Here is a 13133-nt window from a genome sequence, read left to right as displayed (position 1 = left end):
CGCGCCTTAAAGGTAAGGCAATTCGTTAAACCGCCGGTGCCCGTACCCATGGAGCCCGGCAGTTATAAAAAGGTTATCCTGCGTGAAATAAGACACGCACGACAAAGGAGGAATCGTGGGAGTTATCGGTTACGGTCTCGGTGTTATCGGCGCTGGTCTTGCTATCGGCCTGTCTGCTCTGGGTGCTACGGGTGCTATGGCCCGTCAGCCTGAGGTCCAGGGCCGCGTGTTCACCGTCTTCATCATGGGCTCCGCCTTCGGCGAGGCTCTGGCTCTGATCGGCTTCGTTGTCGCGCTGATCGTTAAATAGCACGGAGCGTCAAGTATGAATCTTTCATCCCAGAAGAGCGCGATCGCACTCTCCGCGTCCGCGGCCGCGCTGCTCATGCCGGTTTCCGCGTTCGCCGAGGACGGCGCTGCCGGTGCGGACATCCTCATCCCTAAGATGGCGGAGTTCATCCCGGCGCTTATCGCCTTCCTGATCATCTGGATCGTGCTGGCCAAGGTCGCCCTGCCGGGCATCATGAAGACCATGGAGGAGCGCGGCAAGAAGATCGAGGAAAGCCTCGACGAGGCCGAGAAGACCAAGCAGGAGGCTATCGCCAAGCGCGCTGAGTCCGACTCGATCGTCACCGACGCCCGTCGTCAGGCTGCCGACATTGTTCTCGAGGCCCGTAAGGACGCCGAGTCCGAGCGCGCCCGTATCATCGAGGCTGCTCACAAGGAGGCCGAGGAGATCATCGCCAAGGCCCATACGACCGTCGAGGACGAGCGCAAGTCCATCTACGCCGGTGCCGCGAGCTCCATCGCCGACCTGTCCGTTGCCGTCGCCACCAAGATCGTGGGCGAGGCGCTCGAGGACGAGACCGAGCAGAAGAAGCTCATCGAGCGCTACATCCAGGAAGCAGGTAGCCTGAATGCCGACTAGCCGCTATCAGGACAAGGTGCTCGAGACCTACGCGCGCTCCCTCATGGAAGCCGCCAAGGCCGAGAACCATGTGTTCGAGGACCTCGAGATGATCGAGCGCCTGGCTTCCGCCAGCCCCGAGATCATTGCCGTGCTCGACACCATGTCCAAGCGCGACCAGCTCGACCTTCTTCCCAAGGTGGCAGCTGCCTTTAAGCATGTTGCCGAGGAAGACGAGGATGTAGTGGGCGTGACCGTCACCACGGCGATCCCGCTCGACGACGAGCTGCGTCAAACCATCACTAAGAAATGCGAGCAGGACTTCGGCCGCAAGGTATTCCTTATCGAGCAGGTCGATCCGTCTATCGTGGGCGGCCTGGTGCTCGAGGCCCGCGGCGAGCGTCGTGACATTTCCGTCAAGACGCAGCTGCGCATCGCGCAGGAGACCCTCGCAAACTCTGCTAATTCGTACGGAGGTGAAGCCTAATGTCCGAAACCCTCAATGCCCAGGATATCGCCAAGAAACTGCAGGAGCAGCTCACGAACCTCTCCGCGACGGTCGATACGCATGAGGTTTCAACGGTCGACGAGGTAGGCGACGGCATTGCGCGCGTCTCCGGCCTCAAGAGCGCCATGGCAGGCGAGCTTCTGGAGTTCAAGAGCTCCGATACCGGTGAGACCGTCTTCGGCCTTGCCCAGAACCTTGACCGTGACGAGGTCGGCGCCGTTCTGTTTGGTGCCGTCGACTCCATCAAGGAAGGCGACGAGTGCCGCACCACTGGCCGCATTATGGATATCCCCGTGAGCCGTGCCATGCTCGGCCGCGTCGTCAATCCGCTCGGCCAGCCCATCGACGGTTTGGGTGACATTGTCGCCACGCACCGTCGTCCCATCGAGTTCAAGGCCCCCGGCGTCATTGACCGTACCCCGGTGTGCGAGCCGGTTCAGACCGGCCTGTTGGCTATCGACTCCATGGTGCCTATCGGCCGCGGCCAGCGCGAGCTTATCATCGGCGACCGTAAGACCGGTAAGACCGCCATTGCCATCGACGCTATCCTCAACCAGCGTGGCAAGGGCATGGTCTGCATCTACGTCGCTATCGGCCAGAAGGCCTCCACGGTTGCCAACATCCGCGAGACCCTCGCTCAGCACGGTGCACTCGACTACACCATCATCGTTTCGGCCACCGCTGCCGATTCCGCCCCTATGCAGTACATCGCGCCTATGGCCGGTGCCGCTATCGGCGAGTTCTTCATGTACAACGGCGAGGACGGCAAGCCCGCCAGCGAGACTAACCCCGGCGGCCACGTGCTCGTCATCTACGACGACCTGTCCAAGCAGGCTGTGGCCTACCGTCAGATGTCACTGACGCTGCATCGTCCGCCCGGACGCGAGGCCTATCCTGGCGACATCTTCTACCTGCACTCTCGTCTGCTCGAGCGTGCCGTCAAGATGTCCAAGAAGAACGGTTACGGCTCCATGACGGCTCTGCCGATCATCGAGACCCAGGACGGCGACGTCTCGGCCTACATTCCGACCAACGTCATTTCCATTACCGATGGTCAGATCTACCTGCAGTCCGAGCTCTTCTTCCAGGGCCAGCGCCCGGCAGTCGATGTGGGCATCTCCGTGTCCCGCGTCGGTGGCGACGCACAGACCAAGGCTATGAAGCAGGTCGCCGGCAACCTCCGTCTGGACCTCGCTTCGTACCAGGAGCTCGCCGGCTTTACGCAGTTCGGCTCCGACCTCGACGAGGCCACGCAAAAGCAGCTTACCCACGGCGCTCGCATGACTGAGCTCCTTAAGCAGTCGCGCTACAAGCCGTTCGAGGTTTCCGAGCAGATCGTTGCGTTGTTCGCTGGCAACGAGGGTTTCCTGGATGACCTGGAGATCGCCGACGTGCTGCCTTTCCGCGCCGAGCTCATTGAGTACATGGACAACGGTTTTGGCTCGCTGCTCGACAAGGTTCGCGCCAAGAAGATCGACGATGACACCAAGGCTGAGCTCCTGCGCGTCATCGGCGACTTTAAGCAGCAGTTCATGGCCAAGCACCATGCCGATACGACTGGATCAGAGGAGAACTAAGCCCTATGGCCAACCTTCGCGACATTAAGAAGCGAATCTCCTCGGTTACCACGACCAAGCAGATCACGCGCACGATGGAGATGGTCTCTACGGCCAAGATCCGTCGTGCCCTCGATCGCTCCAAGCAGGCCGAACCCTATAAGGAGGCGCTGACCGACGTCATGTTGACGGTCGCCGGCGACGCCTCCTGTTCGGGCACCGATCCCATGCTGCAGAAGCATGAGAGCGTCAAGCATGGCCTGATTGTCGTTATCGCCTCGGACCGCGGCCTTGCCGGCGGTTTCAATACGACGGTGGAGCGCACGGCCGAAAAGCTCGCCGCTTCTTGGGCGAACGACGGCATCGAGTGCGAGATCATCGCGTGTGGGCGCAAACCGGCCACGTATTTCCGTGACCGCGCAAACGTCATCATGCACTTTGAGGGCAACTCCTCTGAGCCCGATTTCAATCAGGCCCGCATGATCTCCTCTCATATCTGCGATGCGTATCGTGCCGGTGAGCTTGACCGTGTCGAGCTTGTCTACCACCACGCCAAGAACCGCGTGGATCAGGAGCTTCGCGTCGAGCACTTGCTGCCGCTCGATCCCGAGATGATCGCTATGGCCCACGGTCCGCGTAAGAACGAGGCCGACGCCCCTAAGCGTATCTCGTCCACATTCGAGTTCGTGCCCTCTCCCGAGCATGTTCTCGGCAAGCTTGTACCGTCGTATATCCTGACGGTCATCTACCAGGCCTTGATCGATTCGGCTGCCGCCGAGCAGGGTGCACGCCGCAAGGCGATGCACTCCGCGACGGAAAACGCCACCGCGATCATCTCGACCCTTACCCGCACGTATAGTCGCGTGCGTCAGGCTTCGATCACGACCGAGATTAACGAGATCGTCGGCGGAGCCTCAGCATTGGAGGAACAGTAATGGCTAATAACACCGTAAAGCTTGCGGTCGAGGAAGCCACCAAGAAGACGACTGCCGGTGATGGTCGCATCGTGCGTATTATCGGTCCTGTCGTCGACGTCAAGTTTGACGGCGCGGTGCCCCCGATCTACAACGCGCTCACGGTCGAGGCCGAGACCCCGATCGGTCACCTGAGCACGATCCTCGAGGTCGAGAGCCAGCTTCCGGGCGGCGTCGTCCGCACGGTCGCCATGTCCTCGACCGACGGCCTGCAGCGCGGCCTCATCGCCACCGATACCGGTGAGCCCATGAAGATGCCCGTTGGCCCCAAGACACTCGGTCGCATCTGGAACGTCATGGGCAAGCCCGTCGACGGCAAGCCCATGCCCGAGGTGGAGGAGTTCTATCCCATCCACCATGCAGCGCCCCGCTTTGACGAGCTCACTACCAAGACCGAGATTTTCGAGACCGGCATTAAGGCCGTCGACCTGCTCGAGCCCTACATCCGTGGCGGCAAAACTGGTCTGTTCGGTGGCGCCGGCGTCGGCAAGACCGTTCTGATTCAGGAGCTCATCAACAACCTCGCTCAGGAGCACGGTGGCACCTCGGTGTTTACCGGCGTCGGCGAGCGTACCCGTGAGGGTACCGACCTTTATCTCGAGATGAGCGAGTCGGGCGTTATCGACAAGACCTGCTTGGTCTATGGTCAGATGAACGAGCCGCCTGGAGCGCGTCTGCGCATCGGTCTGGCCGGCCTTACCACCGCCGAGTACTTCCGCGATCGTGGTCAGGACGTTCTGCTGTTCATCGATAACATCTTCCGCTTCTCCCAAGCCGGTTCCGAGGTTTCCGCCCTTCTGGGTCGTATGCCGTCCGCCGTTGGCTACCAGCCCACGCTGGCTACCGAGATGGGCGACCTTCAGGAGCGCATCACCTCGACCAAGACGGGCTCCATCACCTCCGTTCAGGCTGTCTACGTCCCCGCAGACGACCTGACCGACCCGGCTCCCGCCACGACGTTTACGCACCTCGATGCCACTACGGTTCTTTCGCGTAGCATTTCGTCGCTCGGCCTGTTCCCGGCCATCGACCCGCTCGCGTCTTCCTCCGACGCCCTCGATCCCTCGATCGTCGGCGAGGAGCACTACCGTGTCGCCGTTAAGGTCCAGGAGCTCCTGCAGGAGTACTCCGACCTTCAGGACATCATCGCCATTCTGGGTATGGACGAGCTGTCCGAAGAGCAGCGCCTTACGGTCAACCGCGCTCGTAAGATTCAGCAGTTCCTCTCGCAGTCCTTCCACGTCGCCGAGAAGTTCACCGGCAACCCCGGTGTCTACGTTCGCGTCGAGGATACCGTCCGCTCCTTCGCCGAGATTGTCGACGGCAAGGCCGATGACCTGCCCGAGCAGGCTTTCCGCTATGCTTCCACGATTGAGGACGTGCGCGAGCGTGCCCGCAAGATGGGGGAGAAGTAGGTTATGCGTATCCGCATCGTGTGCCCCGTGAGCTGCGCCTATGAGGGCGACGCTGCGTTTGTGTCGATTCCGTCCACGGATGGCGAGTTTGGCGTTCTGCCTGCTCACTCCAGCGAGATCTGCACGATCGACCGCGGTTACGTTCGCGTCTCCGATAAGGCCATGGGCACTGTCGACCACACGTTTGCCGTGGCCGGCGGCTATGCCCAGGTTGCGGACGATGTCGTGACCGTTCTCGCCGAGCGCGCTTGCGATTTGGCGACCGTCGACGCCGACAAGGTTAAAGCTGATATTCAAGGTTTTGAAGAGAAGCTGGGTAATTTGTCGGAGGATGATGCACGCCGCGCCTACCTCTATAATGAAATCGCATGGTGTAAGCTCATGCTTGCCCAATAGTCAAACGATTTGGCGTTCGACCATTTGCGAACACATCATGCCCGGGATGGCCCAGCCATCCCGGGCATGCTTTTTGAAAGGGTAGACCTTGGATATTATCCGTGTTGAAGGTGGCCACACCATCGGAGGCTCCGTGCCCGTTTCGGGTGCAAAGAACTCTGCACTCAAACTCATGGCGGCAACGCTTCTGGCACCGGGGAAGACGACGCTGCAGAACGTGCCCGATATCTCGGATGTCCACGTGATGGGCAAGGTGCTCAAGGGCATGGGCGCCACGATCGATGTCCTCGACGAGCACACGCTCGAGATTGATACCTCTCAGGTTGATTCCTGGGAGGCTCCCTATGAGCTCGTTGCCAAGATGCGCGCCTCCACGGCTGTGATGGGACCCCTGCTGGGCCGTTTCCATCGCGCCAAGATCGCCATGCCCGGCGGCTGCAACCTGGGCGCTCGCAAGATCGACATGCACATCTTGGGTCTTGAGGCGCTGGGCGTAGAATTCGACACTGCACACGGCTACATCAACGCCAACGCGCCCCAGGGCCTACACGGTACCACCGTCACGCTCGAATTTGCCAGCGTCGGCGCTACCGAGAACCTCATCATGGCGGCCGTGCGCGCACAAGGCACTACGGTTATCGATAATGCGGCTCGCGAGCCCGAGATCGTCGACCTTGCCAATATGCTCAACGAGATGGGCGCCAAGATTGTTGGCGCCGGCACGCCCGTCGTGACCATCGAAGGTGTGGACGAGTTGCATCCCGTTACCCATCGCGTGGTGGGCGACCGCATCGAGGCCGGCACCTTTATCGTTGCCGGTGCCCTGATGGCCGATGACCGCGGTGTCGACGTTACGGGCTTTTGCCCCATTCACTTGGGCATGGTGCTCAAGAAGATGGAGCTCATGGGTATCGAGTGTGAGCGAATCGAGAATGGCGTTCACGTGAGTCGTGTCGAGCACATCAGGCCGGTCGATATTCAGACACTTCCGTTCCCGGGCTTCCCGACGGACATGCAGGCGCAGATCATGGTGCTTTCCGCTCTTGCTGATGGCAGCTCTGTGATTACCGAGAATATCTTCGAGAACCGCTTCATGTTCGCGTCGGAGCTGGTCCGTATGGGCGCGGATATCCGCATCGAAAGCCATCACGCCATGATTCATGGCGTCAAGGGGTTCTCGGGTGCACAGGTTACCTCGCCTGATCTGCGCGGCGGCGCCGCGCTCGTCGTTGCTGGCCTTATCGCCGACGGCGTTACCGAGGTCTCGGCCATCCATCACATCAAACGTGGCTATGAGCAGTTTGTCGAAAAACTGCAGACACTTGGTGCAAACGTCGAGCACGCCACTGTTCCCGATCCCGTCATCTACTAATGCAGGTTGCCTATGTTTAATAATAAGAAGCCCTTAGCGGATACTCGAAGACCTTCAACCGGCGCACAGGCCAAGATCTACAGTCGCGATAATGTTGCACGCTACTCCGAGCGCGCTCGTCAGCGCCGCCGCGGCCAGACAATCCGTCGCGTTGCGCTTATCGCCGTGCTTGGCGTGCTGTTGAGCGCTACGACTGCCGCCGGGCTGTGGTTCGCCAGCATTATGGGCAAGCTCGGCGATTCCAATGTCATTACCGACAATCTGCGCCATATCTTGGTGGATACCGATGAGGCCAAAGATCCGTTCTACGTGCTTCTTTTGGGTACCGATGGTCGTCCGGGCGAGGACACGTATCGCGCCGATTCAATTATCTTGGCGCGCATCGACCCTACGCAAAAGCAGGCTACGCTTATATCCATTCCACGTGATACCAAGGTTGTCTATAACGGCGAAACCATGAAGGTCAACGCCTGCCATACCTATGGCGGTGCCGAGGCCATGGTTCAAGCGGTCAATGAGCTGTGCGGCGTGCAGATTTCCCACTATGCCGAGGTTAGCTTTGACGGTATGCAATCATTGATTGACTCTGTGGGCGGTATCGACATCAACGCCACCGACGATGTCGACGACCCCGAGCATCTGGACATTAAGATTACGGCAGGCCAGCAGCACATGGACGGTGCTACCGCGCTCACCTATGCCCGTTGCCGCTATACCTATGCCGACGGCGACTATACGCGCATGCGTCACCAACGCCAGGTGCTTGGTGCCCTTGCCAACCAGATTCTCAACAACTTTGATGCTACGAAGGTCTTCGACCTGGTTAATTCGCTGTCCGATATGCTTGTGACCGATATGAGCGTTCAGGACATCGTGTCTACGGTCAATGCTATGCGCGGCATGGATGTCGATGGCATCTATTCGGCGAATCTGCCTTCCTACGCAGATGAAACCACCATGATCGACGGTCAGAGCTATGTCTTTGTCTACGAGGACGAGCTTAAGGAGATGATGGCGCGCGTCGATGCCGGCAAGGATCCTAAGGGACCAAACACCATGGGCCTATCCGACGGAACCAGCTCCACAATCGGTGATTTGAGCAACCATACTTCTGACGATTACGCCTACGGTACGGCCGGTTCGTCGGAAAGCTCGGACGATTCTAGTTATTCGGGCGATTCGAGCTATTCGGACGATTCGGATTACAGCTCATATTATTACGAGGAGCCCACTGGCGACGGCAACGGTTACGAAGCCAACTACTAGGGTTGCGCGGGCTTGCCAGCCCGTGCAACGGCTCGACGTTGCGCGCCGCCCAGAGCGACAATTTGTCATTCAAAAGGCAGGGCATGACCAGAAGGTCAATGTCCTGCCTTTTTCATGCCAACTTGTTCGCTCTGGACGTCGCTCGCTGACGTTGATTCAACCAGCGATGCCGACTACTCCCCTTGCACCAAAAAATCGCCCCGTTCTCGGTTTTGAGGACGGGGCGATTTTGCTTACCTAGATTATTCGAGTTCCTTATGCGAAGCGGGCGACGAGTTCCTGCAAGACGTCGGTCATCTTAACGAGCGAGCTGACCGGGACAAACTCGTTGACGCCGTGGTAGCAGTAGCCGCCCGTCGAAAGGTTGGGACAGGGCAGGCCGCGGAACGACAGCTGTGCACCGTCGGTGCCGCCGCGAATCGGCAGCACCTGGGGCTCAACATCGCAGGCAAGGAAGGATTCCTTAGCGACATCGATCAGCTCTGGGTAGTCGCGGACAATCTCGGCCATGTTACGGTACTGGTGCTTGATCTCGACCGTTACGCGCTCCTCGCCCAGACGCTGGTTGAGCAGCGCGGCGGCAGCATCCATCAGATCGAGCTTCTGCTGGAACTTGGCGGCATCGTGATCACGGACGATATAGCGCGCCGTGGCATGGTCGACTGTGGCAGAAACGCCCTCGAGGTGATAGAAGCCCTCGTAGCCCTCGGTGTATTCCGGACGCTGCACGTAGGGAAGCAGGGCATTGAAGTCGCAGAACAGATTGCCCGCGTTAACCATGCGGCCCTTGGCGTCGCCGGGGTGAATGGACTGGCCCTCAAAGCTAACGGTAGCCTCGGCGGCGTTGAAGCACTCCCACTCAAGCTCGCCAACCGGACCGCCGTCGACTGTGTAGGCATACTTACAGCCAAAGTCCTCGATATCCAACAGCTCGGCACCGTGGCCGATTTCCTCGTCCGGGCAGAAACAAATACCAAGCGTGGGGTGGGGCAGGCTGGGGTCCTGTGCAATGCGTGCGACGAGCGCCATAATCTCGGCGACACCGGCCTTATCGTCGGCGCCCAGCAGCGTGGTGCCGTCGGTGCAAACCAGGTCCTCGCCCAAAAGGTTGTTGAGGGCGGGGAGCTTGGCGGTGCTCATGGATACGGGCTTGCCGTCGACGATGCCGCAAACCAGGTCGCCGCCCTCGTAGTGCACGATGTGCGGCGCTACGCCGGCGCCCGGTGCGACCTCGGTGGTGTCGAGGTGCGCGATCAGGCCCAGGGCGGGCTTATTCTCGGAGCCGGCGCTCGCGGGAATGTGAGCGCAGACATAGGCGTTTTCGGTTACATGGGCATCGGTTGCACCAAGCTCGCGCAATTCCTCGGCAAGCACATTGGCAAGATCAAACTGGACGGTGCTCGACGGAACCTGGTCGCAGTTGGCATCCTCGGACTGTGTGTTGATCTGGACGTAGCGCAAAAAACGCTCGAGTACGTCGGGGTTCGTGGTGGTGTTTTCCATAGAGACCGCTCCAATCTTGGTTGTCGTGTGCAACAAGAACTCTAGCACGGTATGCCGCGGCATACCGCGACGCTTGGATGGGGTAGAATCAGCCATTGAATGCAGAAGGGACGGATGTTCATGGATACGACAAATAGCTCGCGCGAGCTACATCTAACGGTGGCGAACGAAGACTACTTGGAGTGCATGGTTCGCATCGAAAGCGAGGATGGGGAGACTAATGGCGTGCGGTCGGTCGATATCGCACAGCGCCTTGGCGTTTCGAAGGCATCGGTCAACAAGGCGGTTTCGGCTCTCAAGGCATCCGAACTTGTCGAGCAGTCTCACTACGGCAAGGTTATTCTGACCAACCGTGGGCGCGAGGTCGGTTTGGCTATCTGGTATCGCCATCGCCTGATTCGCACATTTTTGGTCCAGGAGCTCGGCGTCGACTTTGAGCGCGCCGATGCCGAGGCCTGCATGATGGAGCACGCGCTTTCCGAGGACACAATGGTCCGTTGGCTCGCCTATCTCGAAAAGCAGGGAATCAGCATCGAGGAATAGCGAAACATATATATGGATACGAGTTATTACAATCGCTTCGGCGGCGAGGAGCTTATGCGCCGACTTGCCAGCGAGACGCTGCTGGCACAGGGTCCGATGGGCAGCGTGCTGCTGAGTGAATACGGTGCCGCCGATATTCCGCCGGCATTTTGGAACCTCGCCGAACCGCAGACGGTTTCTCGCATCCACCGACTGTATGCCGCCGCTGGTGCACAGGTGCTTATTACCAATACGTTCCAGGCATCGGGTTTTGCGCTCGATCGCGATGAAATCGCTCCATCTATGGCAGAGGTCAATCGCGGGGCGGTCGACGATGCCCGCCAGGCAAATCCCCAGCTATTGCTGGGGTCCATGGGGCCTATTGCGATTGAGTGGTTTGTCGAGGATTCTTCCGAGTATCGAGAGATTCGCGCAAATGCTCGCGAGCAGGCGTCCGCCCTGCTCAACGCCGGCGTCGACGGGATTCTGGTCGAGACGATCACGTCTATCCGCAATCTGCAGCCCGTGCTCGCCGGTGTCCATGATGCCGCTGATGGCATGCCCGTTCTGGTGAGCTTTGCTATTGATGACAAGGGCGACCTGCTGGGTGATGGCCTAAACATCGAAGGTGCCATCTTGTATGCCGAGAAGCACGGTGCGAGCTCGGTTGGGGTCAATTGCTGCACCCTGACAGCGGCTACCGCTGCGGTACCAAGAATGGTCAAGATAGCCACGACGCCCGTTACTGTACGTCCCAATGCGGGAAATCCGGTCCAAACGCAAGATGGGCCCGTGTGGCACGAGGACCCCGAAGCTTTCGCGCGCGCATGCGTCGAGTGGAAGCGGGCTGGCGCCGCAATGGTTGGTGGCTGTTGCGGAACCACGGCGATCACGACGGCTGCTATGGCAGACGCGCTCGATATATAGAGTCCGAAGAAAAGCACATTCGAATTACCGCCTCAACCGGGGCGGTTTTTTTGTCTATATGCGCCCTCGATGGCTTTTGCCTAAACGGTGAATGCGTGCGCCGGCGGCTTGCCGGGCGCTCGTTGCGGGTATACCACCTGCGTACCATGATCCAAACACTGCGAGGTGTCTGCGTGTGTGCGCGATAATTCATTTTGGAACTGATGGCTGGCGCGCTCGCGTCGGCGAGGATTTTAACGCTGACAATGTTGCCCGTATCGCTGATGCCGCCGGCGAGCTCTGGCAAAAGACATATCCCGGCAAGACGGTATATATCGGGTATGACACCCGTCCCCGGGCGCGCGAGTTTGCAGAACTTGCAGCTGGCGTGCTTGCGGCCCATGGCCTTGATGCCGTGCTCGCGGCCCGTTTTGTACCCACGCCTGCCATCACGTGGGCTGCCGCATACGATGGCGAGGCGTGCGGGGCGCTCATGGTGACCGGTTCACATCATCCGCAGGGCTATCTCTGTCTCAAACTGCGCATGGGCGATGGTTCCACGGCAAACCAGGACGTCATCGAAGAGCTCGAGGCAACGATGGCCGCCGAACCTCTGGGGCTCGAGGAGCAGTATCGCACGGCGGATATCATTCCCGACTATATGCGAGCGGTAGCATCGTTTGTCGATGCCGATGCCATTCGTGCCGCTCGTCTGCGCGTGGTGGTCGATCCCATGGGGGGAGCGGCTCAAGGTTATCTTGCCGATTTGCTGCGCGAGCTGGGTGTTGAGGTCCATGAGATTCATGCGGGGCAAGCATCGGATTGGGGGGATATCTGTCCCGATCCCGTAGAGCCGTGGGTGGATGCCTGCGAGCGTGCAGTTATCGAAGACGGTGCGTGTGCCGGCCTGGTGACCGATGGCGACGCTGACCGTATTGGCGCGGTCGACGAGCGCGGTAGATATATACATCCGCATCAGATCATGGCGCTCGTAATGGGCGAATTGGTTCAGTTTCGCAATTTGAAGGGGCGAGTCGTCGTCAATCTATCGTGCTCGACGCTTGTGCGTCGTGTTGCCGAGGCACTCGGTTGCCGCGTGACCGTAAAACCGGTTGGCTTCAAATATATAGCCGCCGAGATGAAAAAAGACGGGGTGCTTATGGGCGGTGAGGAGGCCGGTGGCATCGGCGTTGCCGCGCATATGCCCGAGCGTGACGGCATCCTCGCTTGCCTACTCCTGTGTGAGCTCATGGCAAAGACGGGGGCTTCGCTGGGCGTGCTGGTCGATCAGCTCGAGGCGAGTTTTGGAAAAACAAGTTATGGCCGCCGAGATTTACGACTTGAGGCAGAAGATGCCGAGTCGCTGCGCACGCTGCTTCCCGGTGTGAATCCCAAGTCGATTTGCGGCAAGGCGCCGCAGAGCGTAAGTCACATGGACGGCTTGCGTTTGGCATTTGAGGATGATACCTGGCTGTTGGTTCGCCCGAGTGGCACTGAGCCGGTGGTGCGAGTGTACGCCGAGGGCTTTTCGGTGGAGGAGCGCGACGAGTTGCTTGATGCCGGCTGCGCTTTGGCTCGGGGCGCATATCGGCTCTAGCCATGGGGCTGATCAATATAAAGATATGCTCGGCGAGTGGTAGGTAACGACTGGCAAGCGTCAGCTGCGGGTATAAATGTGTAGGAGTTGTGTGCAACCAGATTCCCGCCCCGCGGGCCCCTCCGGTCTGGCAATATATCTCCTTGCCGCGCGGCCCGGTCGGACCGGATGAGACGCGCAGGCGTGCACCTTGAGAACCGGATACTGCGAG

13 protein-coding genes are annotated in these 13133 nt (G+C 59.7%); 12 read left to right on the top strand and 1 reads right to left on the bottom strand.

Translation table 11 applies throughout. From position 1 onward, the window contains the following. Positions 1–115 precede the first annotated feature (115 nt). From ACTNBB_RS03060 to ACTNBB_RS03020, 9 genes are all read left to right on the top strand, one after another. Entirely contained in the window at positions 116–310 is a 195-nt protein-coding gene (locus ACTNBB_RS03060; protein WP_022094262.1) for an ATP synthase subunit C, read from the top strand. Positions 311–325: 15 nt separating this feature from the next. After that, positions 326–928, top strand: coding sequence for a F0F1 ATP synthase subunit B (gene atpF, locus ACTNBB_RS03055; RefSeq protein ID WP_117716380.1), 603 nt, complete (start codon positions 326–328; stop codon positions 926–928). Next, positions 918–1394, top strand: a complete 477-nt coding sequence (locus tag ACTNBB_RS03050) for a F0F1 ATP synthase subunit delta (RefSeq protein WP_154518375.1) — start codon at positions 918–920, stop codon at positions 1392–1394. The genes atpF and ACTNBB_RS03050 overlap by 11 nt, the downstream gene beginning before the upstream one ends. Next, a complete protein-coding gene (gene atpA, locus ACTNBB_RS03045) occupies positions 1394–2992 on the top strand; it encodes a F0F1 ATP synthase subunit alpha (RefSeq protein ID WP_154518378.1) in 1599 nt (532 codons plus the stop codon). The genes ACTNBB_RS03050 and atpA overlap by 1 nt, the downstream gene beginning before the upstream one ends. A gap of 5 nt (positions 2993–2997) precedes the next feature. Continuing rightward, positions 2998–3906, top strand: a complete 909-nt coding sequence (gene atpG / locus ACTNBB_RS03040; protein WP_427747818.1) for an ATP synthase F1 subunit gamma — start codon at positions 2998–3000, stop codon at positions 3904–3906. Next, the gene (gene atpD / locus ACTNBB_RS03035; RefSeq protein ID WP_055286334.1) at positions 3906–5360 is read left to right on the top strand and encodes a F0F1 ATP synthase subunit beta; all 1455 of its coding nucleotides are present in this window, start codon (positions 3906–3908) and stop codon (positions 5358–5360) included. The genes atpG and atpD overlap by 1 nt, the downstream gene beginning before the upstream one ends. Positions 5361–5363: 3 nt before the next feature. Next, positions 5364–5756: an ATP synthase F1 subunit epsilon gene (atpC, locus tag ACTNBB_RS03030; protein WP_441057431.1), complete on the top strand. Its 393-nt coding sequence runs from the start codon at positions 5364–5366 to the stop codon at positions 5754–5756. Between the two features lie 88 nt (positions 5757–5844). Continuing rightward, a complete protein-coding gene (gene murA, locus ACTNBB_RS03025; protein WP_441057429.1) occupies positions 5845–7128 on the top strand; it encodes a UDP-N-acetylglucosamine 1-carboxyvinyltransferase in 1284 nt (427 codons plus the stop codon). Positions 7129–7140: 12 nt separating this feature from the next. Next, positions 7141–8394: an LCP family protein gene (locus ACTNBB_RS03020; protein WP_441057427.1), complete on the top strand. Its 1254-nt coding sequence runs from the start codon at positions 7141–7143 to the stop codon at positions 8392–8394. A 255-nt stretch (positions 8395–8649) separates the two neighbouring features. Here the strand turns inward: ACTNBB_RS03020 and pepT are convergent, their stop codons facing one another. Continuing rightward, a complete protein-coding gene (gene pepT / locus ACTNBB_RS03015) occupies positions 8650–9897 on the bottom strand; it encodes a peptidase T (protein ID WP_427719695.1) in 1248 nt (415 codons plus the stop codon). Positions 9898–10017: 120 nt separating this feature from the next. Here pepT and ACTNBB_RS03010 point away from each other — a divergent pair, with 120 nt between their 5' ends. The 3 genes from ACTNBB_RS03010 to ACTNBB_RS03000 all read left to right on the top strand — a co-directional run bounded on the left by ACTNBB_RS03010 (position 10018) and on the right by ACTNBB_RS03000 (position 12922). Next, positions 10018–10440 carry a metal-dependent transcriptional regulator gene (locus tag ACTNBB_RS03010; RefSeq protein ID WP_154518396.1) on the top strand — a complete coding sequence of 141 codons (423 nt, stop codon included), beginning with the start codon at positions 10018–10020 and terminating at the stop codon, positions 10438–10440. Between the two features lie 12 nt (positions 10441–10452). Beyond that, positions 10453–11346, top strand: coding sequence for a homocysteine S-methyltransferase family protein (locus tag ACTNBB_RS03005; RefSeq protein ID WP_154518399.1), 894 nt, complete (start codon positions 10453–10455; stop codon positions 11344–11346). Positions 11347–11521: 175 nt separating this feature from the next. Further along, complete coding sequence (locus tag ACTNBB_RS03000; protein WP_441057425.1) at positions 11522–12922, top strand: phosphoglucomutase/phosphomannomutase family protein; 1401 nt, start codon at positions 11522–11524, stop codon at positions 12920–12922. The last annotated feature ends 211 nt before the right edge of the window (positions 12923–13133 follow it).

The organism is Collinsella sp. HCP28S3_B9, assembly GCF_052066095.1.
GTDB lineage: Bacteria > Actinomycetota > Coriobacteriia > Coriobacteriales > Coriobacteriaceae > Collinsella.
This window is presented reverse-complemented; position numbering and strand designations above follow the sequence as displayed.

Coding starts and splice junctions, on each gene's coding strand:
- atpC (WP_441057431.1), top strand. CDS start 5,364: ATGCGTATCCGCATCGTGTGCCCCGTGAGCTGCGCCTATGAGGGCGAC.
- ACTNBB_RS03005 (WP_154518399.1), top strand. CDS start 10,453: ATGGATACGAGTTATTACAATCGCTTCGGCGGCGAGGAGCTTATGCGC.
- atpD (WP_055286334.1), top strand. CDS start 3,906: ATGGCTAATAACACCGTAAAGCTTGCGGTCGAGGAAGCCACCAAGAAG.
- atpF (WP_117716380.1), top strand. CDS start 326: ATGAATCTTTCATCCCAGAAGAGCGCGATCGCACTCTCCGCGTCCGCG.
- pepT (WP_427719695.1), bottom strand. CDS start 9,897: ATGGAAAACACCACCACGAACCCCGACGTACTCGAGCGTTTTTTGCGC.
- atpG (WP_427747818.1), top strand. CDS start 2,998: ATGGCCAACCTTCGCGACATTAAGAAGCGAATCTCCTCGGTTACCACG.
- atpA (WP_154518378.1), top strand. CDS start 1,394: ATGTCCGAAACCCTCAATGCCCAGGATATCGCCAAGAAACTGCAGGAG.
- ACTNBB_RS03020 (WP_441057427.1), top strand. CDS start 7,141: ATGTTTAATAATAAGAAGCCCTTAGCGGATACTCGAAGACCTTCAACC.
- ACTNBB_RS03050 (WP_154518375.1), top strand. CDS start 918: ATGCCGACTAGCCGCTATCAGGACAAGGTGCTCGAGACCTACGCGCGC.
- ACTNBB_RS03010 (WP_154518396.1), top strand. CDS start 10,018: ATGGATACGACAAATAGCTCGCGCGAGCTACATCTAACGGTGGCGAAC.